Genomic DNA, 23,746 nt, shown 5'->3' on the forward strand with positions numbered 1-23,746 from the left:
TGTCGGGGGCGGGGGAGAGCTTGGCCAGCCGTCCGTCGAGACCGGTGGTCATCACGCGCCTCCGATGGCTTCGGCGGCCACGCGCTCGAACCGCCGGTCGTAGAGCTCCTCCGCGTCGAACGGCTCGTTGCCGAGCTCGGCGGCGAGCAGGTCGATGGTCTGCTGGTGGCGCTCGATGGCCTCGGACCAGTCGGCGGGCAGGTCGGGGTGGCCCGCCTGCTCGACGAGGTACTCGGCGTCCTCGCGGGACAGGCCCTGGTCCTCGATGTAGTAGCCCTCGATCCACTCCTCGGGGTGCTCGTCCACCCACACCTCGGCCCGCGCCCACAGGCCGACGAACTCCCTGATGGCGGCGGCCTTCGCGCCGTCCTCGACCGCGTCGGCCGGTACCCACAGGTGGGAGGGGTCGTCGCGCAGCCCGTGCCGGACGGTCGTGGCGCCCTCGGCGCCGTACAGGTCGATGTAGCGGCGGATGTACACGCCGCCCAGCGGCGCCGCGTCCACCTGCCCGCTGCCCAGCGCGGTCGGATACACGTCGCCGGTGCTCGGCATCTCGACCAGCTCGACGTCGTCCTCGGTCAGCCCCGCCGCGTCCAGGATGCGCAGGACGAGGGCGCCCTGCGCCTGCCCCGGGCTGAACGCGATGCGCTTGCCGCGCAGGTCCTCCAGCGTCTCCACACCGGCGCCGGGGGCGATGCCCAGCTCGTAGATCGGGTTGGCGATCGGGTCCTCGCGGAAGACGGCGGCCACCAGCCGGGTGTCGAGCCCGGTCCAGCGGGCGTGGACGGAGGGGATCTCCGCCGCCGCGCAGACGTCGAGGGCGTCGGCGCGGAACGCCTCGGAGCACTGGGGGCCGCCGGAGAGCTCGGCCCACTCGACGTCGAAGGACAGCTCGTCGACGAGCCCGGACAGCTTCAGGGCGACCTCGGCCTCGGGGGCGCCGATGGTCAGCGTGGTGTGGGGATCGACGGTGTCGGGGATGGCGACCTCGGCCAGCTCGGCGGCGCTGGCCGCGCTCGGGCCCTCCTCGGCGCAGCCCGCCAGGGTGGAGGCGGCGAGGGCGGCGGCGAGGGCCGCGGTGGCGGTTCGGGGACGAATTCTGTTTCTGGGCATGCGGCATTCCTGAACGTACGGGAAGAGCACGGGGAAAGGCGCCGGCGCGCATTCCGAACAACGGGCGTGCGCGCGGCGAAAAGGGGGTGGTGAAAGGGGGAGGCGGGGGTCAGCGACAGATCGCGGTGGCGACGCGCATATAGTCCACGGCGCGTCGCTGGGTGAACCGCAGAAGTCTCCGCATACGGCGAAACGTAGCGAACACCAGGACGAACGGGCAAGGGCTTCCGAGACGCACCGTAATGCCGTGCAAAGACGCCGCAATACCGCGACACATCGTGGCGGGGAAGCGGGCAGGTCACCGCGGGAACGCGGCCTTTCGCCGCTCCCTGAGAACACCATGTGAATTCGGCGACCACGACGGGCAACGGGCACGGGCGCAGTAGGGGCACGGGCACGCGAACGGCGCGGCGACCGTCGTGGTCGCCGCGCCGTCGGATGGTGGGGGAGGGGGCCGGGCGGGGTCAGGCCGCCGTGCAACCACCGAGGCGTGGCTGGGACCAGTCGCCGTTGGCCATCACGGTGAAGCCGAAACTGGTGGTCGCCCCGGCGGCGAGACCGCCGTTGCCGTTGGGCCTCATGGTCATGACGTTGCCACTGCTGTCCCAGGTCGGACTCCCGTTCCAGGTGGTCGAGATGTCCTGGGCGGAGGAGACGGTGACGGTCGTCGTCCAGCCGCTGATGGCCGAACTCCCCGCTCTCACCGTGACCCTGCCGTTGAAGCGGTCGCCCCAGCGGTCGGTCTCGTCATAGGTCACCGAGCAGCCGCCCGTTCCCGGGTCGGGGTCCGGGTCGCCGCCCGGTTCGCCGCCGAGGGCTTCCAGCACCGCGGTGTAGGCCGGCTTCTTGTTGTAGTTGCCGTCGAACAGCAGGGGCGTGCCGCTCGCGCGCCACGAGTACTTGTCCGTCACCCCCCAGACGGTGATGCCGTTGCAACGCGACACCTGGAGGCAGGCGTTGACCACGGTGCGGTAGCTGTTGGCCTGCGCGGTGCCGGAGCCCTCGATGTCCAGCTCGGTGATCTGGACGTCCACGCCGAGGTCGGCGAAGCGCTGGAGGTTCGCCCGGTAGTCGCTGGGCACGGGGGACTGGCTGTTGAAGTGCGACTGGAAGCCGACGCAGTCGATCGGGACGCCGCGGGCCTTGAAGTCGCGCACCATGTTGTAGACGGCGTTGCTCTTCGCGTTCTGGCCGTCGGTGTTGTAGTCGTTGTAGCAGAGCTTGGCGGCGGGGTCGGCCGCGCGGGCGGTGCGGAACGCCTCCTCGATGAAGCCGTTGCCCAGCAGGTTCTGGAACGGGGAGGGGCGGCGGGCTCCGCTGCTGCCGTCCTGGAACGCCTCGTTGACCACGTCCCACGAGTCGATCTGCCCTCGGTACTGCTGCATGACGCGGGTGATGTGGTTGTTCATCGCGGTGCGCAGGTCGCCGGCGCCCAGCGAGTTGACCCAGCCGGGGAGCTGCGAGTGCCAGACCAGGGTGTGGCCGCGCACGTCCATGCCCTGGCCTCTGGCGTGGTTCATGAAGCGGTCGGCGGTGTCGAACTGGAAGCTGCCGCGCTGCGGTTCCAGCGCGTCCCACTTCATCTCGTTCTCGGCGGTGGCGCTGTTGAACTCCCGGTTGAGCGTGGCCGTGTAGTCGGACTCACTCAGCCGGTTGACGGCGACGGCGGTGCCGAAGTACCGCCCCTGCTCCGCCGCCGACGCTCCCAGGGTGGTGGCGGCCTCGGCGGTGCCGGACAGGATGACGACACCGGCCGAGGCCAGGATGCCGACCACGCCCATGGCGAGGGCTCTGCGGAGGCGAGCACGCCATGTCGGGCGCTCGGGTCTGAAACGCGAGGGTTCGTTCATCGCTGCCCCTTCGGGAATCCGGGCGGTGGGCGCACCGCCCGGCGTGATGGGTGGGAATCTGCCGCGGCTCGCAGGGAGGTCCTCCCTGGCGATCGGCAACGATCGCGGGGAGTATCGAGCCGTCCCGCTCTCTCGTCAATGGCTCTTTCCGGAAGGATTTCGACGCGAAATGCCTGCGCTCAGGGCAGAGTAAAGGGAACTGGCTGGCTCCTGCTGCCGAAAATTACCGGTCTCTTTTCGATAATTTTTCAGAAGGGCGACCAGGGGCACGTGAGGGGCGGGTGCGCGGCCGAGGTTCCGGGTCCCGGCGGGGCTTGCGGGGTGCGAGGGAAGGGAAGGTCCATCGGGGACCGTTGTCAGGGTGAATAAAGCGGATTATCTTCCTCAAGGTCGCACGACAGGACATCATGGAAGGCAGCACAACCATGGCACCACCTCTGGGTGTTCAGCTCTACACCGTGCGCGACGCGCTCGCCGCCGACCGCGACGCGGCGCTCGGCCGCATCGCCGAGATCGGGTTCACCGCGGTGGAGCCGTTCGACCCCACCGCCGACCCCGTGGGCTTCCGCTCCGTGGTCGACGGCCTGGGCCTGAGCGTCATCGCCACCCATGCCCGCTCGCTCCTGGACGGCGAGCCGGGACCGGTCTTCGAGGCCATCGACATCCTCGGCACCGACCGCGCGATCGTCCCCGCGGGCATCCCCGCCGAGGAGTTCACCACGCACGACGGCATAGCCCGCACCGCCGACCTGCTCAACGGCCTGGCCTCGCGGGCGGCGGGCCACGGCATCCGCCTCGGCTACCACAACCACTGGTGGGAGCTGGAGCCCGTCTTCGAGGGGCGCCACGCCCTGGAACTGCTGGCCGAGCAGCTCTCGCCCGGCGTCTTCCTGGAGGTCGACACCTACTGGGCCGCGATCGGCGGGGCCGACGTTCCCGCGCTGCTGCGCCGCCTCGGCGACCGCGTCGAGGCCCTGCACGTGAAGGACGGCCCGGCCACCACCAGGGACGAGCCGCACCAGGCCGTCGGCGAGGGCGCGATGCCCGTTCCGGAGATTCTGGCCGCCGCGCCCGACGCCCTGCGCATCGTCGAACTCGACACCTGCGCCACCGACTTCTTCGACGCCCTGGCCAGGAGCCGCGCCTATGTCACCGAGCTGGAGGCGGCGTGAGCGGCACCGGCACCGGCCCTGGTAACGGCTCGGGGCCCGTGGGCGTCGCGATCGTCGGCGCGGGGGTCATCAGCGGCGAGTACCTGCGGACCCTGACCGCCTTCCCCGATGTGCGGGTGCTCGGCGTGGCCGACCTCGACACGGCCCGCGCCTCGGCCGCCGCCCGGGACCACGGCGTGGAGGTGGCCGGGGACGTCGCCACGGTGCTCGGCATCCCCGAGGTCGAGATCGTCGTCAACCTCACCGTTCCCGCCGCCCACGCCGAGATCGCCACGGCCGCGCTGCGCGCGGGCAAGCACGTCTACGGCGAGAAGCCGCTGGCCACCACCGCCGAGACCGGCGACGCCCTGCTCGCCGAGGCGGCGGAACGCGGACTGCTCGTCGGCAACGCGCCCGACACGTTCCTCGGCGCGGGCCTCCAGTCGGCGCTGCGCGCCGTGCGGGCCGGGCACATAGGCACGCCGGTCGCCGCGGCCACGGCGGTGCAGAGCCTCGGCCCCGAGTCCTGGCACCCGGACCCCGCCTTCTTCTACCAGCCGGGCGCCGGGCCCCTGTTCGACATAGGCCCCTACTACCTGACCTCGCTGGTGGCGCTGTTCGGCCCCGTGGCGCGGGTCGCGGCGACCGCCGCCAGGGCGCGGGCGCGGCGCACCACGGGCTCGGGCCCCAAGGCCGGGGAGACCTTCTCGGTGGACGTGCCCACCCACGTCAACGCGCTGCTGGAGTTCGCCTCGGGCCCGCGCGCCAGCTCGGTCTACAGCTTCGACTCGTCCGTGCGACGCATCCAGTTCGAGGTCACCGGCAGCGAGGGCACCCTCGGCGTGCCCGACCCCAACACGTTCAGGGGCCCGCTGCTGGTACGCGGCCACGGCGACGACGACTGGCGCGAACTGCCCGTGGAGGGCGCCACCACGGGCCGCGGCCTCGGCGTCCTGGAGATGGCCCGCGCCCTGCGCTCGGGCCAGCCGCACCGCGCCTCGGGCGCGCTCGGCCTGCACGTCCTGAAGACCATGACGGCGATCACCGACTCCGCCGAGGCGGCGGAGTTCCGCACGGTCGGCCCCCCGGCCCCCGGCGGCGCCGCGTTCATCGCTCCCGAACCCCTCCCCGAGGGCTGGGACCCCCACGCCTCCCTCCTGGCCGGAGACTGACCACCTCCTCGGCCACGCCACGGCCGGGGCAGCGCCACGAGGCGCGCCCCGGCCAGCGGCGCCCACCCCCGCCCGATGCCGCGTCCGGCGTCAGGAAGACACCGGCCGCCCCGGGGCGTCGAGCCACGGCGCCACCGCGCCATCCGCCGCGACGGTCAGCCCGAAGCGCTCCACGCCGGGTGCGCCGAGGCCCTGCCACCGGGCGTACACATCGGGGAACTCGCCCCACAGCTCCCGGCCACCGGCACGCCGCACCAGAACGCCGCGGCCCGCGCCGTCACGCCGCACCGCCGCGGTCCACCCCTGCCCGGCCAGGTCGTACAGCCAGTGCGTCGCGCCGTCCTCATGGACCTGGACCGCGTGTGCGGCCTCCGGCATCGACAGTCCCGCGACGAACCGGAACGGGTGCCAGGTGTCGGCCGGTGGCCAGACCGTGCTGGTGGTGTCGGCGATCGGGAGGTCCGGCGGGTAACGGGGCCGCCTCCCCTCGTCGTTCGCGCCGACGTCGCCGCGTGACTTCATGAACTCCACCAGCGACAGGAACGGCCCGGTGGCCGTGCCGTCCGCGTGGACGGTGAGCCCGCACCAGCGCGTCCGTCGAGCTGAACGCGGTGCCCCACGTCGCCAGGACGACTCCGCCCGGCCGCAGTTGCGCGAGCCACGCCGCGGGGATCCGCCGCATCCCGCAGGTGGCGATGATCCGGTCGTACGGGGCGGCATCCGGCACACCGAGGGCACCGTCGCCGGTCACCACCCGCGGGTGCAGCCCGACGCCCTCCAGGGACCGCCGGGCGGCCCGCGCCACCCGCTCGTCGACCTCCACCGTGGTGACGTTCTCCTGGCCGAGCCGGTGCGCGAGCAGACCGGCGTTCCAGCCGGTGCCCGTGCCGACCTCAAGGACCCGCATCCCCGGCGCGACGTCCAGGGCGGCGAGCATGGCCGCGACCAGAGGAGGGGCGGAGGCCGAACTCGTGGGCGTCCGCCCCGGTGCGCGTCCGCGATGCCGGCCGTTGTCCCACTGGGTGATCACCGGCTGGTCCGACTCGGCCGCCTCCCGCCACACAAGCGGCTCCTCGACGCGGTCCACGGCGACCGCGTGGCCCTCGGCCTCGAACGCCCAGACCAACTCCGGCAGAAACAGCGAGCGCGGCAGCGCGTCGAACGCGGCGTCCCATCCGGCGGCCACGACACCGCCACCGACCGCCGCGGGGCCTGGGGCGGAAGCCTTCACGTCCGGTCCTCGTCCTCGTCGTCGTCCTTGCGGTGATCACCCTGCCCCTGCGGCGTACCGGGCAGGTGGTCCTTCGGCGAGCCGTCGCCGTGCTTACCTGTCATCGAACCTCCTCCGTGTGGCCGGTACTCACCAGCCCGGGGGACGGTAGCGCGGCCCGGGGGGCGCACGGCAGTGCTCCTGACCAGGTCAATCCTCCCGGAAAGTCTCCAACTCCTTGCGAGCCGCGACGGTGAAGACCCGCCCGCCGCGGTGACCGGTACCGGTGAGATCACCTTCCACGCCGGCAAGGCCCTGGTCGGTCACCTCGACCACCCGACCATCAGAACGCACTTCGCCCGCGCCTACGTGCTCCCCGCCGACTCGGCCTGACCGCTCCGCCCGCCGAGTTCGTCGTGGGCCACGCCGGTGAGGAACGCGTGCCACTCCGTGGGTGTGCAGACGAGGACATGGCCGCCCCACCGCTTGCTGTCCCGGAGGGCGACCGCGCCGTCGAGGGCGGCGACCTCGACGCATTCGCCGTTCCCGTTGCTGTGGCTCGACGTGAACCACTCTGCGTTCTGCGGAGGATCAAACCTGCTGCTCATCACGTGCTGCTTCCCAGATTCCCCGAAAAGCCTCGTCGTCGCCCGCTGGAGTCGTCCGCCCCGGGCCTTGCCCGGGTGGCGATAGCCCCGCGTCACTGGACTCCGCGCACCCCGCGGACCAGGAGTGTGCCGATGCGGCGCCTGCCGGTCGCGGGGGCGGGGAGGACGGTGGCGGTGACGTCGTTGAATCCGTGCTCCTCGAACATGGCCGCCCACGTTTCCGGAGTGTGGTCCCACCGCTTGACGATGGCCGGGTCTTCCTCGGGGCCTCGGGGGATGTACGACGCCTGGCATCCGTAGCAGCCGTCGACAGGTGGGTGCTGGGACATCGCAAACACCCCGCCGGGCGTCAGCCGGTCGAAGACGGCGGGGAGCGTGAGCCCGGGGTCGGTGAAGTAGGCGGCTCCGAAGACGGAGTAGATCGCGTCGAACGGTTCCTGCTGCGCCAGGAAGCCGAGAGCCTCGCCCTGGTGCAGCTCCATCCCGTTCACGTCGGGCCACCGTTCGCAGGCCTTGGAGAGCTGGGCGGAGGACAGGTCGACGCCCAGGGCGCGCATGCCGAGCGTGGCCAGGTGGGCGAGGTTCCCGGCGGCTCCACAACCGAGGTCGAGCACGCGGCCCCCGGTCGGCAGCGCAAGGAGCTCCGCTCCGGGGCCGTGGTCGGGGTGCTGGGTCCAGTTGAACCACGTGGTCTCGCCCTTGGCGTTCGCCGCCCGCCGCTGGGGCTTCGTCTGCGCATAGGTGTCCCATGCGGCATGACGCGTGTCAGTCATCGCGTGTCCGTTCTCGTTCATGGCGACAGCCGCCCGGCACGATACCGGGCGGCTGAAGCTCTGGTGGGTCAGCACCCACCCGCCGTAGTGACCGGTACCGGTGAGATCACCTTCCACGCCGGCAAGGCCCTGGTCGGTCACCTCGACCACCCGACCATCAGAACGCACTTCGCCCGCGCCTACGTGCTCCCCGCCGACTCGGCCTGACCGCTCCGCCCGCCGAGTTCGTCGTGGGCCACGCCGGTGAGGAACGCGTGCCACTCCGTGGGTGTGCAGACGAGGACATGGCCGCCCCGCCGCTTGCTGTCCCGGAGGGCGACCGCGCCGTCGAGGGCGGCGACCTCGACGCATTCGCCGTTTCCGTTGCTGTGGCTCGACGTGAACCACCGAACGTTGCAGGGTGGATCGGACCTGTTCAACGGCGTCAGGGGTGCTTGATTGTCGAGATGAAGCGTGCCCACGTGCCGGTGTCGAAGACGAGGGCGGCGGATGCGGTGAACTTCGAGTCTCGCACCGGGACCAGACCAGACGGTACGAAGCTTCGGGAGAATTCCACGCACTGACCGCCGTTCGCTCCACTGTAGGAGGACTTGACCCACTCGGCGGCGGTCAGGTCCGGGCCAGCACTCATGATGCGTGTGCCTGTTCATCGGAGCCGGTCTTGACCACTGAGATGAACTGAGCCCATGCGTGGGTGTCGAAGATCAGTCCCGCCGACGCGGTGGACTTGGAGTCTCGCACCGGGATCATGCCGGACGGTACGAAGCTTCGGGAGAATTCCACGCACTGACCGCCGTTCCCCCCGCTGTAGGAGGACTTGACCCACTCGGCGGCGGTCAGGTCCGGGCCAGCACTCATGATCGGTACTCCTTCAACAGCGACGTGACGAGGGCTACCGAGTCATCGGGTGACAACGCGTGCGCCCTGAGCCGATCATATGCGTCCACCGATCCACGGACCACCTTTGGAGCGTCATATACGCGGCCTCCGCGCCGGTCCCCCGAATACACGACGGTGGGGGAGTTATCGAAGCTCAGCAGGGTGAACGACAGCATTTCGCCGTCCGGGACACCGGCGCTGAACGGGAGCACCTGCAAGTCCATGTGCGGGGAGGTGGCATAGGTCAGCAGGTGCTCAAGCTGCCCGGCCATGACGGCTCTGCCGCCGACCAGGGTACGGAGGCACATCTCGTGCACGATGAGCCAGAGGGCAGGAGGCTCGGACGCCGCGAAGATGTCCTGTCGTCGCAGGCGCGCCGCGACCTTCCCGTCGATGACCTCAGACTCGGCACGGGGATGAGCCGCTCGGAAGATGGCCTCGGCGTACGCCTCCGTCTGAACGAGTCCCATGATCAGTTGCGCGGAGAAGTCACGGATCCCCACCGCCCTGGGCTCCAGTTGGAGATACGGAACGAACCAGGTGGGGTGCTCACCCTCGGCGATGCGGCGGCGCAGCCGTTCGAAAATGCCGTGTGTGCCGAACACGAGATCGCAACCACGTGCGAACTTCTCGCTCGGCATCAGTTTCCCGCTCTCGACGCGGCTTACGTACGCCTCCGAGTAGCCGATCGCCTTCGCCACGTGCTTCTGCGTCAGCTTCCGGCCTTCGCGCTGACTTCTGACCTCGAAACCAAAGCCCTCCAGCGGGCTCAAGTTCTCCGAGGGTGTCGACTCATCCACTCGCCTGACCTCAACCTTCGGTGATACGGGCACGCCAACGATCGCGGTTCGAGCTTTAACAAACGGGAGTTAAGCGCGTTTCACTCTAGCAGCCGAGTAATGACTCGATCACAGTATGTGCCCATGAGCAACCCCCACGAGCCCGCCCCCGACGAGGACCGGGCACACGAGCGTGAGAGCGAGGGCGTCCCCGGGCGGACGGAAGAACTGGGTGCCCAACTGGCCGAGCTCAACAGGTTGATCGACAAGCACTTCGAGGGGCTGGAGAAGCGGTGATGTGCAGCAGCCAGGAGATCGAGCCCGGGATACGGCGCGTTGAGGTGGACGCCGCTTCGGCTGCCCACCGGCGGCATGTGCCCGGCACGGCCGAGGTCCTCGGCGCCGTGCTGGTGATCCGGTGAGCGGAGGGTACGGCGTTCTCGTATCCGTCGAGGTCGATGCCGGGACCGTCCGGCGGGGGGATCAGCTCGTGATCGGCGGGCAGGTCTTCACCGTCCGCGACATGACGGCACTGCCGCACGGTCGCAAACGGCTCGACTTCGGCGGCGGCGAGTCGTTCACCCTGCGCGGCACCACCGTGCTGTGGGCGGCCCGCCGGGTGGATCCCCGCAGGCCGGGCCGGTTCTGACGGCGGCACGCGCCCGCCCGCGCCGCCCCCGGGAGGGGAGGCGGCGCGGTCGGCGCGCGTCAAGGCCGGAGGGATACCCGGTCCCTGCGGTAGAGGTGCGCGTACCCCCCGCCCGGGGCGTCAACACCTCCTCAGCGCGCGGAATTTCCCCCCGCGTCCCCGAGGGCGTCCACGAGCGCCGCCGTGACGTCGGCGGTGGAGGCCGTTCCTCCCAGGTCGCGGGTGAGGATCCCGGCCGCCGTGGTCGTCGCGATGGCCTGCTCCAGCCGGGCCGCCTGGTCGGGGAGGCCCAGGTGGTCCAGCATCAGCGCGGCGCTGCCGACCGCGCCGATCGGGTTGGCCAGGCCCTTGCCCGCGATGTCGGGGGCCGTGCCGTGGACGGGCTCGAACATGCTGGGGAAGCGGCGCTCGGGGTTGAGGTTGGCGCTGGCGGCCAGGCCCAGGCTCCCGGCGAGGGCGCTGCCGAGGTCGGAGAGGATGTCCGCGTGGAGGTTGGAGGCCACCACCACGGACAGGTCGGCGGGGTCGAGGACGAACTTCGCGGACATGGCGTCCACCAGCACGCTCTCCGTCTCGACGTCCGGGTAGTCGCGCGCCACCCGCCGGAACACCTCGTCCCACAGGACCATGCCGTACTGCTGCGCGTTGCTCTTGGTGACGCTGGAGACCTTGCGGCGGCCCTCGCCGCGCTCGCGGGCCAGGTCGAAGGCGAACCGCATCACGCGTTCGCAGCCGACCTCGGTGAACAGGGCCGACTGCACCGCCACTTCGCCGCCGGGGCCCCGGGCGGCGAGGTTCCGCCCGCCGAGCCCGGCGTACTCGCCCTCGCTGTTCTCGCGGACCACGACCCAGTCGAGGTCCTGGTCGTCGGCGGCGCGCAACGGGCTGGTGACGCCGGGCAGGAAACGGACGGGGCGGACGTTGGCCCACTGGTCGAAGCCCTGGCAGATCGCGAGGCGCAGGCCCCACAGGCTGATGTGGTCGGGGACGGTGGGCCAGCCGACGGCGCCGAAGTAGATGGCGTCGAACGTCTGGAGGCGGTCGAGCCCGTCCTCGTCCATCATCCTGCCGGTCTCGGCGTAGTGGCCGCAGCCCCACGGGAACTCCTCCCACGCGAAGCGGAAGGACCCGCCCGAGTCCGCCGCGAGGGCGTCGAGCACCGTGCGGCCGGCTGCCACCACCTCCTTCCCGACTCCGTCGGCGGGGATGGCGGCGATGCGGAAGGTCTGGTGCGCGTTCATGGTTCCCGAGTGAACGCGAGTGCGCGCCCCGGCGCCAGTGCTCTCGCCGCCCACCTGCCCCCGGGTCTGGGCCGCGGGTAATCGCGTTGCCCCGGGGATGGGCCGCGCACCAGGATGAACGGGCATGCTCTGCACGGGAGTTCGGGGGAACGGATGGGTGGCGGGGCCGAATCCTCAGGGGGAGCGCGCCTTCTCTCCGCGCGTCCGGCGTTCCGCGCGCTCTTCCTCTCCCGCACGGTCTCCTTCACCGGTGAGGCCGTCGCCCTGGTCGCGCTCATGCTGTACGTGGCCGACTCGGCGGGCCAGGCGATCGCGGTCTCGCTCCTCCTGCTGGTCGGCGACTTCGCCCCCGCGCTGTTCGGCCCGCTCACCGGCGCAATCAGCGACCGCTGGGCCCTCAGACGCGTCATGATCGTCAGCGAGTTCGCGCAGGGGGCGCTGCTGCTGCTCATGGCGCTGTCCCTGCCGGGCCTGCCGCTGCTCCTCGCCCTGGTGGCGGCGCGCGCCCTCGCGGGACAGGTCTTCCTGCCCGCGTCCCGCGCCGCGGTGCCCGCGCTGGTGCGCGCACGCGAACTGGCCTCCGCGAACGCGCTGATCGGCTTCGGCACCAATGGCGCCGAGGCCGTGGGCCCGCTCCTGGCGGCGGCCCTGTTCCCCGTCCTCGGCGTCCGGGGGGTGCTGGCGGGCGCGGCGTTCGCCTACCTGTGCTCGGCGCTGCTGCTGGCGTCGCGGCTGCCGCCGCTCGCCCGCGCGCGCGACGAGCGGGAGCCCGCCGGCTCCCTGCTGGCGCACGCGCGGGAGGGACTCGCCTACATCCGGCGGGACCGGTCGGCGCGCGTGATCACGCTCGGCTTCTGCGCGGTGGTCGCGTTCAACGGCATCGACGACGTGGCGCTGGTGCTGCTGGCCAAGGACACCTTCGGCTCGGGGGACTCCGCGGTGGGACTGCTGCTGGCGGCGGTCGGCATCGGTCTGGTGGCCGGGTACGCGCTGCTGGCGCGCCGCGGGGCGCGCGGGTCGATGGCGGTCCTGCTGGTGGCCGGGTTCGCGGTGAGCAGCGCGGGGAATCTGCTGACCGGTCTGGCCTGGGCCGTCGCCGCGGCCTTCGCCCTCCAGGCGGTCCGGGGTCTGGGCATCGCGGCCATGGATGTCGCGACCAACACCCTGCTGCAACGGGCCGTGCCGCCGGGGATGCTGGGCCGGGTCTTCGGGAACTTCTACGGCGCGGTGGGCGTGGCCGCGGGCCTGTCCTATGTCGCGGGGGGCCTCCTGCTCGACGCCACCTCGCCGCGGACCGCCCTGCTGATCGCCGGGGCGAGCGGCCTCGTGGCGACCCTCCTGGTCGCCTGGCGCCTCCCCCGGGCCCTGGCCCGCGCGGAGGAGGAGCAGTCGCCGGGCGGGGTCGCCGGCCGGTCAGCGGGCTGAGCCGCCGGCGCCGATCCGGCGGCCGGCGGGCGGGGACCGGTCAACCCGGCGGTTCACTCGTGGGGCGGCGTGCAGCGGTGGTCCGCCTGGCAGGAGTAGCCGCGGCCCTTGCAGTGCCAGCAGTCGTGCGGCGCGGCCACCCCCGCGGCGCGGCCGGACGCGGGCAGGTACAACGTCTCGCGGAACTCGACCCGTTGGCCCGTGCACGCCTGGCACTGCCGGTGCGGTCCCGGGCACTCGTCCCCTGAATCAGCTGAATCAGCCATGTGCGACCTCCCGGGCCCACGGTAGACCGTGGCCCGGGCCGGCAGGGGCCGGATCAGTAGTGGAAGGTCACCAGGTCCTGGTGCGGAAGCTCGTTCCGGTCGGCGAACGCGTTGAAGTGGACCGTCTCGTCGGCCGCCTTCAGCACGGCCTCGGCCATGTCCCGTGCGGGGGAGGCCAGTTCGCCCAGCACCTGGCGGTAGGCGTCCCGCAGCCCCGCCACCGCGGGGGCCGGGAGATGGCCCACGGCAGGTGCTTCCCCGGCGTCCTCGGTGCCGGGGAAGGGGGAGCGGTAGAGGAAGCCCAGGGGGGTGAACGCGCCATCCACGCCGAGGCGTTCCATCTCCTCGCTGGTCTCGGCGAAGAGCCGGGAGCCGAGGCGCAACGGGCCGAAGGCGAACGCGGTGCCCTCCGCCTGCCGCACGACCGCCTCCCAGGCGAGCGCGGGACCCTCCCCCGAGGCGAAGAGGCCGTCCAGCCCCTCGGCCACCCCCGGCCGTTCCGCCGCCCGCGCACGGCAGCCCTCCAGCAGCCACCCGGGGGGACGGCAGGCCAGCTCGCGGACCATGCGGAGGTTCGTGCTGTACAGGTGCAGCGTCGTGCTCATGCCGGGATTCTCCCGGACCGGCGCGGGCACCCACGGCCGGGGCCCGCACCGCCCGCGCCACCCGGGCCGAGGGCACCGCCCGCGCCACCCGCACCGAGGGCACGTCAGCCGCGCCGAGGGCGCGTCAGCCGAGGCCGACCATCTCCACCATGAGCGGCATCGCCAGGATGATCAGGAGCCCGCCGAGGATGTCGAAGGAGAAGCCGGAGCGGATCATGGTCGTGATCGGGACCACGCCCGAGCCGTAGGCGATCGCGTTCTGCGGCGTCGAGACCGGCAGCATGAAGCCGAACGAGGCCGCGAAGGTCGCGGCCATCGCCGGGACGATCGGATCGACTTCGGCCGCCATCGCGATGGGCAGGATGATCGGCACCACCACGGCCGCCGACGCCGTATTGCTCGTCGTCTCGGAGACCACGATGGCGAGGATCGCCGAGAACGCCGTGATCGCGAACATGCTGGACAGGCCGAGCGCGTCGTTGGCCTCGGTGCCGATCGTCTCGGCCAGGCCCGTGGAGGCCAGCAGCGAGCCGAAGATGATGCCCGTGCCGAAGAGCAGGATGGTGCCCCAGTCGATCTTGGCGGCGTCGCTCCAGTTGAGCGTGGTCTCCCTGCGGCTCCAGTCCGTCGGCAGCAGGAACAGCAGCGAGGCGCCGAGCACCGCGATGATGCCCTCGTCCAGGCGGTTGCCGATCGTCGTGTAGGCCGAGGAGTCCGTGCCGGCGATCAGGCCCACGATGCCGGGCGTGATCCACAGCGTCACCGTGATGCCGAACGCGATCAGCGTGTTCCACTCGGCGCGCGACAGCTTCCCCAACGCGTCGCGCTGCTCCGCCACATACTCCTCGATGCCGTCGATGCGCCGGATCTCGGGCCGGTTGAGCAGCAGCAGGACGACGGCCAGGATCACGAACATCACCGCGCACACCGGCAGCGCCATCCCGACCCACTGGGCGAACGAGATCCGCTCGCCGGTGGCCTCCTCGATCAGGCCGCGGCCGATCAGGTTCGGCGGCGAGCCGACCGGCGTCAGCAGCCCGCCGACCGACGCCCCGTAGGCCAGCATCAGCACCAGCGCCGCGCCCACCCGCAGCCGCGTCGGGTCGAAGTCCTCGGTGACCAGGCCGCGGTCCTGCATCAGCTTGGCGATGACCGTCAGCATGCCGAGCGCCGTGGGCAGCAGCATCGCGACCGTGGCGGTGTTGGAGACGAACGCCGACAACAGGCAGGTGATCACGCCGAACGCCACGATCACCCGCGCCGTGGAGCGGCCGACGCCGGGCAGCGAGAGGATCCGGAACGCGAACCTCCGCGCCAGGCCGTGCTTGAGCATCGCCTGCGCCAGGATGAACGCCCCGATGAAGGTGAAGATCGTGGAGGAGCCGAAGGGCGCCAGCGCCTCGTCGGGACCCACCACCCCGAACAGCACCACGCACCCGACGCCGATCAGCCCGCCCACCGGGATCGGCACCGGCTCGGTCACCCACAGGACCACCACGCCCAGCAGGATCCCGGCCAGCGTCTGCTGCGTGGGCGCCATGTCGAGCGGCAGGGCGAGGAAGAGGGCGGCGACCAGTGGAGCGAGCCACAGGCCCGTCGTTCTGCGGCCCTTCTCGAACCGCTCCTCGGCCGGGGAGAGCCTCTGCTCACCGAGGCTGCGGTATGTCGCATGCCCCAGAAGCGCCTTCTCCACATCGGTTCTGGTACCAGGGCTGTTCTTGCTGGTCGTCACGGTCCACCTCCACGTTCCTGTTGCCCGCTCCGTCGCGGACGCACCCAGCAAGGTGGACCCCAGGGGCCCGGATGTACAGAGTTCGCGCACGAAAATGATGATGAACGTGGGACGGGCGTGACGCGGAGTGAGCTTCTCCGTTTGCCTGGGCCGCGACCGGGCACGTTAATCTCGTGCTTCGGACCGTAGGCACACTCGCGGGAGGACTCCGACCTCCCGGCCTGTGCGGCTCGGTCCGTGTGCTCCCGCGGTGACACGACGTCCACCGACGAGGGAGCAGACCGATGCACGCATCCCGTGCGAGAAGGACGAGCCGCAGGCACCCGCACGACGACGCCCCCGACACGCGTGAGGCGTTCCTCCGCCTCGCGACGATGCGCTCGGGCCCCGAGAAGAACGCCCTGCGCGAGGAGGTCGTCACCGCCTGGATGCCCATGGCCGCCAGGCTCGCCCGCCAGTACCGCGACCGCGGCGAGCACCTGGAGGACCTGGAACAGGTGGCCCACCTCGGCCTGGTCAAGGCCGTCATCCGCTACGACCCCGGCCAGGGCACCGCGTTCGAGAGCTACGCCGTGCCGACCATCGTCGGCGAGATCAAGCGCCACTTCAGGGACCACACCTGGGGCATGCATGTGCCGCGCCGCGTCCAGGAGTTGCGCAACCGGGTCCGGGTGGCGGCCAACGAGCTCTCGACCGGCATCGACGGCCGCGGGCCCGACGTCGCCGAGATCGCCGAGCGCGCCGACATGACGCCGAAGGAGGCCAGGGACGGCCTCGAAGCCCTCAACAGCTACAGCGTGCTCTCCCTGGACGCGGAGCTCTCCGGCACGCCGGACGGCGGCTACTCGCTGCTGGACACCGTCGGCCGCTCCGACCCGGGCTACGACCGCGTCGTGGACCGCGAGGCGGTCCGCACCCGGCTCCGCCAGCTCCCCGAGCGCGAACAGCAGATCCTCTACCTGCGGTTCTTCGGCGGGATGACGCAGAGCCGCATCGCCGAGCGCATCGGCATCTCGCAGATGCACGTCTCCCGCCTGCTCACCCGCACCTGCTCGCGCCTTCGGCGAGAGGTGGAGGCCGGCAGTGCAGGATGACGACATGTCCAGGAGACCGGAGCGCAACGAGACCCCGCTCGAACGCGACGACCGGAACTTCCAGGAGCTGCTCCAAGAGCTGCGGGTGACGCAGACGGGCGTGCAGATGCTCTTCGCGTTCCTGCTGACCCTGGCCTTCGCGGAGCGCTTCGAGGATGTCGACGGCGTGCAGAAGGCCCTGTACATCTCGACCCTCGTGCTGGCCATGATCGCCACCGTGATGTTCACGGCCCCCGCGGCGCTGCACCGGATCCTGTTCCGGCGCGGCGCCAAGCGGGAGATCGTCGAGGTCTCGTCCCGGCTGGCGAGCACGGGCCTGGTCTTCCTCGGCCTCGCCCTCACCGGCGCGCTGACCCTGGTGGTGGACGTGGTGCTGGGCCGCGCCCCCGCGATCGTGACCGGCGCGGGCGCTTTCCTGCTCTGCTGCTCGGTGTGGGGCGGCCTGCCGCATGTGATCAAACGTCATGCAGAGCAAGGGCGATATGACGGGACATCCGCTCCACCGCGCTCGCCTCGGCCAGCTCGAAAGCGGGACGGCCGCCGACCCTGAGCAGGGTGAGTACCCCGAGGACCGTCCCGTTCGGGAGCCGCAGCGGAACGCACAGCAGCGACGACGCCTCGGTCAGCGCCAGGACGGGCACGCCGTCCTCGTCCTCGCCGAGCCCGTACGGGTCCTCGGGGCGTATCTGGAGGGCCGAGCCGCCCGCCCTCGCCGCCTCGGCGATCAGCGGAGCGCGGGCCGGGTCGAGGGCGGCGAGGGCCGGGGCGAGGTCGGCGCCCGGCCCCTCCTCGGGCGCGAGCACCGCCAGGCGCCGCAGCGGCCCGCCGCCCGGCACGGCGCGGTCGGCCAGCACCCAGTCACCGAGCCTGCCGTGCAGCAGCCGGGCCGCCCGCACGAGCGGCGACTCGGGGGAGCGGCCGGGGCCGAGCAGCGTGGTCGTCATGTCGTCCAGCAGGTCCATCAGCGCCACGTGCCCGCTGACCTCGGACGGGTCGGGCGGGCTCGGGCTCGCCGCCGCGCCCCCGGGCGGGGACCCGGCGCCGGTCCGCCCCCGCCCGCCGGGCTCGGGCGGCCCGCCGAGCGGCTGGCACACGGCGAGGACCGCGGTGCGCCGGTGACCCTGGGGCCGGACCGCGGTCAGCGTCACCCACAGCCGGCCGGGGCTCCCGCCGTGGTCGCCGAGCCCGCGCATCAGCTCGACGGACAGGCTGCGGCTCCCCTCGTGGCGTGCCACCGCCGCGACCTGGCCGCGAAAGGCGGCACGGCCCTCGTGGGCGAACGACGCGCTGATCGACCGCCCGGCGGCATAGCCGGGTCGCAGGCCGAAGAGCTGGCTGGCGGCGAAGTTGAGACGGCTGACGACACCGTCGCGGTCCAGCAGGAGGACCGGCAGCGGCAGCCGTTGGAAGACGGCTCGAAGCAATTGCTGCTCCCTCGGATCGGCGGGTCCAGTCGCCAGGGGCCGCGCCGCGGCGAGTTGCTCGTACCGCGGCCAGAGCACGTCCGAGACGTACTGGAGCTCGAACAGGGCGGCGTCGAGGTTGGCCAGGCGCGTGCCGCCCGGCAGGGCACGGCTGGCCCGCAACTCCGCCACGCGTGAGCGGAAATCGGTGAGTTCCGCACCAAAATCTTCCACTTCGGCCATGAGGGAACCCTAGTATCCGACGCCGGTAGGACCATCACACAGTTTGCCGCTCTCTCGTTTCGGGGGCATGGCCCGGGGCAGGCGACCGCCATGTCCGACCGCCGCATCGAAGCGCCCACGGATGTCTCGGCCCGCTCGCTGGTCAGGCTGGCGGAGGAGGCCGTGCTGTGCGCGCCCGGCGCCTGCGGAGCGGCGGCGACACTCGGCGGCGGCGTGAACGGCGCGGGCCCCGAGGGCGCGGGCACCGGAGGCGCGGGCCACGGGGGCGTGGGCGTCGAGGGCGGCGGCCTGGACGGCGCGGGCATCGAGGGCGGCGGCCTGGACGGCGCGGGCGGCGGAAGCGGTCCGGGACCCACCGCCGTGACCCACCCCGACCTGGCCCCCCTCCTCGCCGTGCAGTGGGAGGCGGGCGAGGGCCCCGTCCTCTCCGCCGTCCGCACCGGGGAGCCCGCCGGCGCCGACGACCTGATGCGGGAGAGGCGCTGGCCCGCCTACCGCGCGCTGGCGCTCGACAGGGGCGTGCGCTCCAGCGTGACCCTGCCCTTCCGCCACCACGAGCTGACCGTGACGGTCACCGTCTGCGGCTTCAGGCCGGGGCTCATGGACGCCAGGACGCGGACGGTGGCCACGTTGATCGGCGACCTCGCGACCAGGACCATCGCCCGCGACCGCGCCTATGAACGCGCCCTCACCGAGGTCGACCAGCTGGACACCGCGCTGCGGTCGCGCCCGGTCATCGACCAGGCCAGCGGCATCCTCATGCACGTCCTCGGCTGCGACGCCGGCACCGCCTTCGACCTGCTGCGCCGCCAGTCCCAGCGCACCAACAGCAAGCTCGCCGACCTGGCCGAGCACGTGGTGCGCACCAGGGGCGCGGGCATCGAGACCGAACTCGCCCGGCTCGCCCCGTCCCGCTGATTCCCGGGCCTCCCGCGGCATCGATCAGGCCGCGGCGGGTACCCGGACCGCCTCAGTTCTCTCAGGAGGTGGAGCATGGGCCGGTCCCGGATCGTGATCGTCGGAGCGGGCTTCGCCGGCTACCAGGCCGCGCGGACCCTGGCCCGCACGGCGCGGAAACACGCCGACGTCGTGTTGCTCAACCCCACCGACTACTTCCTCTACCTCCCGCTGCTGCCGCAGGTCGCCGCCGGGATCCTCGAACCCCGCCGGGTCACCGTCTCCCTCACCGGGACGCTGCCGCACACCCGCCTGGTCCTGGGCGAGGCCGGAGGCGTCGACCTCGACGCCCGCCGCGTCCACTACACCGACCCCGAGGGCCGCGCGGGCGAGCTGGGCTACGACGCCCTGATCCTCTCCGTCGGCTCCGTCAGCCGCCTGCTGCCCATCCCCGGCGTGGCCGAGCACGCCCGCGGCTTCCGGGGACTGCCCGAGGCGCTGTTCCTGCGGGACCATATCGTCCAGCAGATGGAGCTCGCCGCGTACACGGAGGACGAGCAGGAGCGCCGGGCGCGTTCCACGTTCGTCGTGGTCGGCGCGGGCTACACGGGCACCGAGGTCGCCGCGCACGGCAAGCTCCTCGCCGACGCGATGGTGCGCCGCACCCGCCGCGAGGGCGGGCAGTGCGTGGACCCCCGGTGGATGCTGCTCGACGTGGCGCCCCGGGTCCTGCCCGAGCTGGACGAACGGCTCTCCCGCACGGCCGACCGCGTGCTGCGGGCCCGGGGCGTGGACGTGCGCACCGAGCTCTCGGTGAAGGAGGCCACGTCCGACGGCGTGGTCCTCCAGAACGGCGAGTCCGTCCCCACCCGCAGCCTGATCTGGTGCGTCGGCGTGCGGCCCGACCCGCTGGTGTCCGAGGTGGGCCTGCCCACGGAGCGCGGACGGCTGGTCGTCGACCCCTGCCTGAACGTTCCCGACCACCCCGAGGTCTTCGCGTGCGGCGACGCGGCGGCCGTGCCCGACGTGACCCAGCCGGGCCAGTTCACCGCGATGACCGCGCAGCACGCCTGGCGGCAGGGCAAGACGGTGGCGCGCAACGTCGCCGCCCACCTCGGCCTGGCCGAGGCGCGCCCCTACGAGCACCACGACCGCGGCTTCGCCGTGGACCTCGGCGGCATCCAGGGCGCGGCCAACCCGTTCCACCTGCCGATCTCCGGGCCGCTGGCCGGGGTGGTCACCCGCGGCTACCACCTGTGGTCGATGCCCGCCAACCGCGTGCGGGTCGCCGCGGACTGGCTGCTCGAAGCGCTGCAACGGCGCCAGGCCGTCCAGGTCGGCGTGGTCCGCGCGGGGGCGGTGCCTCTCGACACGGCCTCCCCCGAGCTGGTCCGCGCCTCCTCCCACTGACCCGGGGTGCCGGAGACATCAGGTCCCGGCACCCCGGTTGTTCGGGGCGGTGCATCTCCGGGTCCGGGGCGGGTAGGCGCCGGACAGACGCCGAACGCGAAGCGAGGAGGCAGGAGTCATGGCCGGAATCATCGACAGGCTCAAGGGGTTCAGCCGGAGCCCGCAGGGGCGGCGGGCCATCGCGTCGGCGCGGAGGGCCGCGTCGGACCCGAGAAAGCGGGCCCAGGCACGCCGCCTGCTCGGCCGCCTCCGCTCCCGCCGCCGCTTCTGAAACACCGCCACGAAAGCGCGAGCCCGCCCGCCGCCGAGGCGCCGACCCCGCCCGCGGCGGCGCCGGGCCTGGCGGCCTCGCGGTCCGGTGGTCCGGTGGTCCGGTGGTCCGGTGGTCCTGTGCTTCGCGGTGCGGTGGCCCGGTGTCTCGCGCTCTGGCGGTCCGGTGCTTTGCGTCTCGCATTTCGTGCTCCGGCGGTCCGGCGGCCCCGCGGCCCCGGCGGTCCGGCGTCTCGCCGTCCGGTGCCTCGCGGTTCGTGGCTTCGTGGCCTGGCGGCCCGAGCCTTCGTGGGTCAGGTGTCGGGGGAGGTTCCGGTGATGTCGGCGAGGGGGGAGTCGGGGGACAGGGCTCGGACGAGGTCGCCGACGCTGATCACGCCGACCACGCCCTGGGCGTCCACCACAGGGAGCCGCCGCACCGCGTGCGTCCGCATCAGGGCCGCCGCCGTGGCGAGTTCCTCGTCGGGGCCCACGCACACCGGGTCCGGGGTGCAGGCGGAGTGACAGCTCACGATCAGCGGGTCCAGGCCCTCGGCGACCACGCGCAGGGCGATGTCCCGGTCGGTGAGCACCCCGAGCAGCACCCCGTCCCGCGCCACCAGCACATCGCCGATGGCCTGGGCGCGCATCAGCTGCGCCGCCTCCACCAGCGACGCGTCGGGCCGCAGCGCGGCCACCGACCGTGTCATGACATCCCTCACGTACCGCACCATGGCCGACCGTCCTTCCGTGTCCTCTCCGTCCAGGTCGACATGGCGCGGTACCCGGGCCGGGGGCGGACTATGCCGCCGTGCGGTCGGTGTCCCGGTCCCAGTGGCGGTGGCAGGCGACCGCGTCGGCGAACGCGGCGATCAGCGTCGACCGGTCCGCGCCCTCGGCCCCGCTGATCACGCCCCGGTCGTCCACGACGTCCTCCTCTCCGTCCTCCCCGGCCCCCTCACCGGTGGGTGTCCCGGCCAACCAGACCCCGGGCAGGGCCAGTTCACGCAGCAGCGACACCCCCTCGCCCAGCGCCGCGATGCTCTTGCCGTGCTTGAACGCCTCGGCGACCCAGTGCCGTGCCAGCCCGTCCCCGCCGAGCGTCCGCACGCTGTCCCCGCCGCCCGGCACCGCCACCGCGTCGTAGAGCACCGAGCTCATGGTGCTCATGGCCCGGTCCACCGTCACCGTGCCGTCGCCGTCGGCCGCGAGGACCGCGCCCGCGTGCGGGGCCAGCACCTCGGGGACCGCCCCGCCGCCCGCGAGCGCCTCGCGCAGCGCCGCCACATCGGCCTCGTCCACGCCGTCCGCCGCCAGGATGGCGACGCGCCGGGTGGCGATCGTTCCGGTCGGGCTGTTGGCCTGGCTCAGGGCGGGGGAGGTGCGGCCGTGGTTCTGGACGGCGGGCGCCTTGGGCGGCGCCACGCCGATGCCCTCGGCCACCCGCGTGGCGAGCGTGTGGTCGATGTGGTTCAGCCGCTCCACCGTCCGCTCGCGGATCTCCTGGAAGGTGACCTTGCCCAGCTCGAAGCGGTAGGCCGCGACGATGTGCTCCTTCTCCCAGTCGGCCATGCTGTTCCAGAACAGCGTCGCCTGGGCGTAGTGCTCGCCGAAGCTCTCGCTCCGCCTGCGGATCTTCACGCCGTCCACCCGCTCCTGGTGGTGCACGTACGCGCCCGCGTCGGGCGAGGCCATCACCGGGCAGCCGCCGGAGACGGAGTTGGGCGCGTAGCTGGTCCGGCCGGTGTGGATCCGCTGCTGGCCGTAGCCGTCCCGCTGGTCGTTGCGCACGGGCGCCACGGGCCGGTTGACGGGCAGCTGCTCGAAGTTGGGGCCACCCAGGCGGATCAGCTGGGTGTCCAGATAGGAGAAGTTGCGGCCCTGGAGCAGCGGGTCGTTGGTGAAGTCGATGCCGGGCACCACATGGGCGGTGTGGAAGGCGACCTGCTCGGTCTCGGCGAAGAAGTTCTCCGGGTTCCGGTCCAGGACCATCCTCCCGACGGGCAGCAGCGGAACCGTCTCCTCGGGAATGATCTTCGTCGCGTCGAGGAGGTCGAAGTCGAAGCGGAACTCGTCCTCCTCGGGCACCAGTTGGAGACACAGCTCGAACTCCGGGAAGTCGCCCTGCTCGATCGACTCCCACAGGTCGCGGCGGTTGTAGTCCGGGTCCTTGCCCGCGACCGTCTGGGCCTCCTCCCACACCAGCGAGTGGGTGCCCAGCGTCGGCCGCCAGTGGAACTTGACGAACGTCCCCCGCCCCTCCGCGTTGACCAGGCGGAACGTGTGGACCCCGAAGCCCTGCATCATCCGGTAGCTGCGCGGCAGCGACCGGTCCGACATCAGCCACATCACCATGTGCAGGGACTCGGGCTGGAGGGAGACGAAGTCCCAGAACGTGTCGTGCGCCGACGCCGCCTGCGGCATCTCGTGGTGCGGTTCGGGCTTCACCGCGTGCACGAAGTCGGGGAACTTGACGGCGTCCTGGATGAAGAAGACCGGGAAGTTGTTCCCCACCAGGTCGTAATTGCCCTCGCGCGTATAGAACTTGGTCGCGAAGCCGCGCACGTCCCGCACGGTGTCCGCCGAGCCGCGCGACCCGGCCACCGTGGAGAAGCGCACGAACACGGGCGTCTCGCGCCCCGGGTCCTGGAGGAAGTCGGCCCTGGTGTACTCGGCGAGCGACTCGTACGGCCTGAACCGCCCGTACGCCCCCGCGCCCCGCGCGTGCACCACGCGCTCGGGTATCCGCTCGTGGTCGAAGTGCGTGACCTTCTCCCGGAAGTGGAAGTCCTCCAGGAGCGTCGGGCCGCGCTCCCCGACCTTCAGCGAGTTGTCCGTGTCGTCCACGCGCGTCCCGAAGTTGGTGGTCATCGGCGCGTCGTCGGGCCTGTCCCGCAGCGGGTCCAACTGCTCCTGCTTGCCGGGAACCTCGGGGATGCCGAGGGGGTCGGGGGTCTGCTCGGGCGGCATCTGCGTCTCCTCGGGAGGGGGAATGGG

At 72.2% G+C, this 23,746-nt stretch carries 28 protein-coding genes; 11 read left to right on the forward strand and 17 right to left on the reverse strand.

Going from position 1 to position 23,746, the window contains the following annotated elements; all coding sequences use genetic code 11:
• Positions 1-51: 51 nt before the first annotated feature.
• Both ADY01_RS13460 and ADY01_RS13465 read right to left on the reverse strand, forming a co-directional pair.
• Positions 52-1,113 (reverse strand): ABC transporter substrate-binding protein, encoded by a 1,062-nt coding sequence (locus tag ADY01_RS13460; RefSeq protein ID WP_049571403.1) that lies wholly within the window; start codon positions 1,111-1,113, stop codon positions 52-54.
• Between the two features lie 464 nt (positions 1,114-1,577).
• On the reverse strand, positions 1,578-2,963 hold the full coding sequence (locus ADY01_RS13465; RefSeq protein ID WP_049571405.1) for an endo-1,4-beta-xylanase: 1,386 nt from the start codon (positions 2,961-2,963) through the stop codon (positions 1,578-1,580).
• Between the two features lie 425 nt (positions 2,964-3,388).
• Between ADY01_RS13465 and ADY01_RS13470 the strand changes: the two genes are divergently transcribed.
• Both ADY01_RS13470 and ADY01_RS13475 read left to right on the forward strand, forming a co-directional pair.
• On the forward strand, positions 3,389-4,135 hold the full coding sequence (locus ADY01_RS13470) for a sugar phosphate isomerase/epimerase family protein (protein ID WP_049571408.1): 747 nt from the start codon (positions 3,389-3,391) through the stop codon (positions 4,133-4,135).
• Entirely contained in the window at positions 4,132-5,286 is a 1,155-nt protein-coding gene (locus ADY01_RS13475; protein ID WP_049571412.1) for a Gfo/Idh/MocA family protein, read from the forward strand. The genes ADY01_RS13470 and ADY01_RS13475 overlap by 4 nt, the downstream gene beginning before the upstream one ends.
• Positions 5,287-5,376: 90 nt before the next feature.
• On the opposite strand, the gene ADY01_RS40530 is transcribed toward ADY01_RS13475, so the two are convergent.
• From ADY01_RS40530 to ADY01_RS13505, 8 genes are all read right to left on the reverse strand, one after another.
• On the reverse strand, positions 5,377-5,664 hold the full coding sequence (locus ADY01_RS40530; RefSeq protein ID WP_053170790.1) for a hypothetical protein: 288 nt from the start codon (positions 5,662-5,664) through the stop codon (positions 5,377-5,379).
• Positions 5,630-6,517 carry a methyltransferase domain-containing protein gene (locus ADY01_RS13480; RefSeq protein WP_053170793.1) on the reverse strand — a complete coding sequence of 296 codons (888 nt, stop codon included), beginning with the start codon at positions 6,515-6,517 and terminating at the stop codon, positions 5,630-5,632. Before ADY01_RS13480 ends, ADY01_RS40530 begins: the two co-directional genes overlap by 35 nt.
• Before the next feature lie 344 nt (positions 6,518-6,861).
• On the reverse strand, positions 6,862-7,104 hold the full coding sequence (locus ADY01_RS13485) for a DUF397 domain-containing protein (RefSeq protein ID WP_049571462.1): 243 nt from the start codon (positions 7,102-7,104) through the stop codon (positions 6,862-6,864).
• A gap of 92 nt (positions 7,105-7,196) precedes the next feature.
• Positions 7,197-7,877, reverse strand: a complete 681-nt coding sequence (locus tag ADY01_RS13490) for a class I SAM-dependent methyltransferase (protein ID WP_049571417.1) — start codon at positions 7,875-7,877, stop codon at positions 7,197-7,199.
• Positions 7,878-8,056: 179 nt separating this feature from the next.
• A complete protein-coding gene (locus tag ADY01_RS13495; RefSeq protein WP_063784216.1) occupies positions 8,057-8,296 on the reverse strand; it encodes a DUF397 domain-containing protein in 240 nt (79 codons plus the stop codon).
• A gap of 5 nt (positions 8,297-8,301) precedes the next feature.
• Complete coding sequence (locus ADY01_RS36985; RefSeq protein ID WP_078900266.1) at positions 8,302-8,508, reverse strand: DUF397 domain-containing protein; 207 nt, start codon at positions 8,506-8,508, stop codon at positions 8,302-8,304.
• Positions 8,505-8,735 carry a DUF397 domain-containing protein gene (locus ADY01_RS13500; RefSeq protein ID WP_049571420.1) on the reverse strand — a complete coding sequence of 77 codons (231 nt, stop codon included), beginning with the start codon at positions 8,733-8,735 and terminating at the stop codon, positions 8,505-8,507. Before ADY01_RS13500 ends, ADY01_RS36985 begins: the two co-directional genes overlap by 4 nt.
• A complete protein-coding gene (locus ADY01_RS13505) occupies positions 8,732-9,529 on the reverse strand; it encodes a helix-turn-helix domain-containing protein (RefSeq protein ID WP_234320207.1) in 798 nt (265 codons plus the stop codon). The genes ADY01_RS13500 and ADY01_RS13505 overlap by 4 nt, the downstream gene beginning before the upstream one ends.
• Positions 9,530-9,679: 150 nt before the next feature.
• Between ADY01_RS13505 and ADY01_RS39095 the strand changes: the two genes are divergently transcribed.
• The 3 genes from ADY01_RS39095 to ADY01_RS13510 are packed head-to-tail and all read left to right on the forward strand — an operon-like array spanning position 9,680 to position 10,184.
• On the forward strand, positions 9,680-9,832 hold the full coding sequence (locus tag ADY01_RS39095; protein ID WP_159001189.1) for a hypothetical protein: 153 nt from the start codon (positions 9,680-9,682) through the stop codon (positions 9,830-9,832).
• The gene (locus ADY01_RS41280) at positions 9,832-9,957 is read left to right on the forward strand and encodes a hypothetical protein (protein ID WP_267888429.1); all 126 of its coding nucleotides are present in this window, start codon (positions 9,832-9,834) and stop codon (positions 9,955-9,957) included. The genes ADY01_RS39095 and ADY01_RS41280 overlap by 1 nt, the downstream gene beginning before the upstream one ends.
• On the forward strand, positions 9,954-10,184 hold the full coding sequence (locus ADY01_RS13510; protein WP_049571427.1) for a hypothetical protein: 231 nt from the start codon (positions 9,954-9,956) through the stop codon (positions 10,182-10,184). Before ADY01_RS41280 ends, ADY01_RS13510 begins: the two co-directional genes overlap by 4 nt.
• A 131-nt stretch (positions 10,185-10,315) precedes the next feature.
• Here ADY01_RS13510 and ADY01_RS13515 read toward each other — a convergent pair whose 3' ends face one another.
• Entirely contained in the window at positions 10,316-11,425 is a 1,110-nt protein-coding gene (locus ADY01_RS13515) for a tartrate dehydrogenase (protein ID WP_049571429.1), read from the reverse strand.
• Positions 11,426-11,539: 114 nt separating this feature from the next.
• On the opposite strand from ADY01_RS13515, the gene ADY01_RS13520 reads away from it, so the two are divergent.
• Complete coding sequence (locus tag ADY01_RS13520; RefSeq protein ID WP_199826226.1) at positions 11,540-12,850, forward strand: MFS transporter; 1,311 nt, start codon at positions 11,540-11,542, stop codon at positions 12,848-12,850.
• Between the two features lie 53 nt (positions 12,851-12,903).
• Here the strand turns inward: ADY01_RS13520 and ADY01_RS39100 are convergent, their stop codons facing one another.
• The 3 genes from ADY01_RS39100 to ADY01_RS13535 form a co-directional block, all read right to left on the reverse strand.
• On the reverse strand, positions 12,904-13,116 hold the full coding sequence (locus ADY01_RS39100) for a hypothetical protein (protein ID WP_049571432.1): 213 nt from the start codon (positions 13,114-13,116) through the stop codon (positions 12,904-12,906).
• Positions 13,117-13,169: 53 nt separating this feature from the next.
• A complete protein-coding gene (locus tag ADY01_RS13530; protein WP_049571436.1) occupies positions 13,170-13,721 on the reverse strand; it encodes a DUF7691 family protein in 552 nt (183 codons plus the stop codon).
• A 124-nt stretch (positions 13,722-13,845) separates the two neighbouring features.
• Positions 13,846-15,453, reverse strand: coding sequence for an SLC13 family permease (locus ADY01_RS13535; RefSeq protein WP_049571439.1), 1,608 nt, complete (start codon positions 15,451-15,453; stop codon positions 13,846-13,848).
• 284 nt (positions 15,454-15,737) lie between these two features.
• Here ADY01_RS13535 and ADY01_RS13540 point away from each other — a divergent pair, with 284 nt between their 5' ends.
• Both ADY01_RS13540 and ADY01_RS13545 read left to right on the forward strand, forming a co-directional pair.
• Complete coding sequence (locus ADY01_RS13540) at positions 15,738-16,547, forward strand: SigB/SigF/SigG family RNA polymerase sigma factor (protein WP_049571442.1); 810 nt, start codon at positions 15,738-15,740, stop codon at positions 16,545-16,547.
• Between the two features lie 4 nt (positions 16,548-16,551).
• Entirely contained in the window at positions 16,552-17,097 is a 546-nt protein-coding gene (locus ADY01_RS13545) for a DUF6328 family protein (protein ID WP_049571445.1), read from the forward strand.
• Here the strand turns inward: ADY01_RS13545 and ADY01_RS13550 are convergent.
• Complete coding sequence (locus ADY01_RS13550) at positions 17,003-18,193, reverse strand: PAS domain-containing protein (protein ID WP_049571448.1); 1,191 nt, start codon at positions 18,191-18,193, stop codon at positions 17,003-17,005. The genes ADY01_RS13545 and ADY01_RS13550 overlap by 95 nt on opposite strands.
• A 90-nt stretch (positions 18,194-18,283) precedes the next feature.
• Between ADY01_RS13550 and ADY01_RS13555 the strand changes: the two genes are divergently transcribed.
• The 3 genes from ADY01_RS13555 to ADY01_RS39775 all read left to right on the forward strand — a co-directional run bounded on the left by ADY01_RS13555 (position 18,284) and on the right by ADY01_RS39775 (position 20,771).
• The gene (locus ADY01_RS13555) at positions 18,284-19,111 is read left to right on the forward strand and encodes an ANTAR domain-containing response regulator (protein WP_049571451.1); all 828 of its coding nucleotides are present in this window, start codon (positions 18,284-18,286) and stop codon (positions 19,109-19,111) included.
• A gap of 75 nt (positions 19,112-19,186) precedes the next feature.
• Positions 19,187-20,500, forward strand: a complete 1,314-nt coding sequence (locus ADY01_RS13560) for an NAD(P)/FAD-dependent oxidoreductase (protein WP_049571453.1) — start codon at positions 19,187-19,189, stop codon at positions 20,498-20,500.
• A 118-nt stretch (positions 20,501-20,618) separates the two neighbouring features.
• The gene (locus ADY01_RS39775) at positions 20,619-20,771 is read left to right on the forward strand and encodes a hypothetical protein (RefSeq protein ID WP_199826227.1); all 153 of its coding nucleotides are present in this window, start codon (positions 20,619-20,621) and stop codon (positions 20,769-20,771) included.
• 292 nt (positions 20,772-21,063) lie between these two features.
• On the opposite strand, the gene ADY01_RS13565 is transcribed toward ADY01_RS39775, so the two are convergent.
• Both ADY01_RS13565 and ADY01_RS13570 read right to left on the reverse strand, forming a co-directional pair.
• Positions 21,064-21,483, reverse strand: a complete 420-nt coding sequence (locus ADY01_RS13565; RefSeq protein WP_049571456.1) for a CBS domain-containing protein — start codon at positions 21,481-21,483, stop codon at positions 21,064-21,066.
• Positions 21,484-21,550: 67 nt separating this feature from the next.
• The gene (locus ADY01_RS13570; RefSeq protein ID WP_049571459.1) at positions 21,551-23,719 is read right to left on the reverse strand and encodes a catalase; all 2,169 of its coding nucleotides are present in this window, start codon (positions 23,717-23,719) and stop codon (positions 21,551-21,553) included.
• Between the last annotated feature and the right edge of the window lie 27 nt (positions 23,720-23,746).

The organism is Streptomyces sp. SBT349 (assembly GCF_001083795.1).
Lineage (GTDB): Bacteria > Actinomycetota > Actinomycetes > Streptomycetales > Streptomycetaceae > Streptomyces.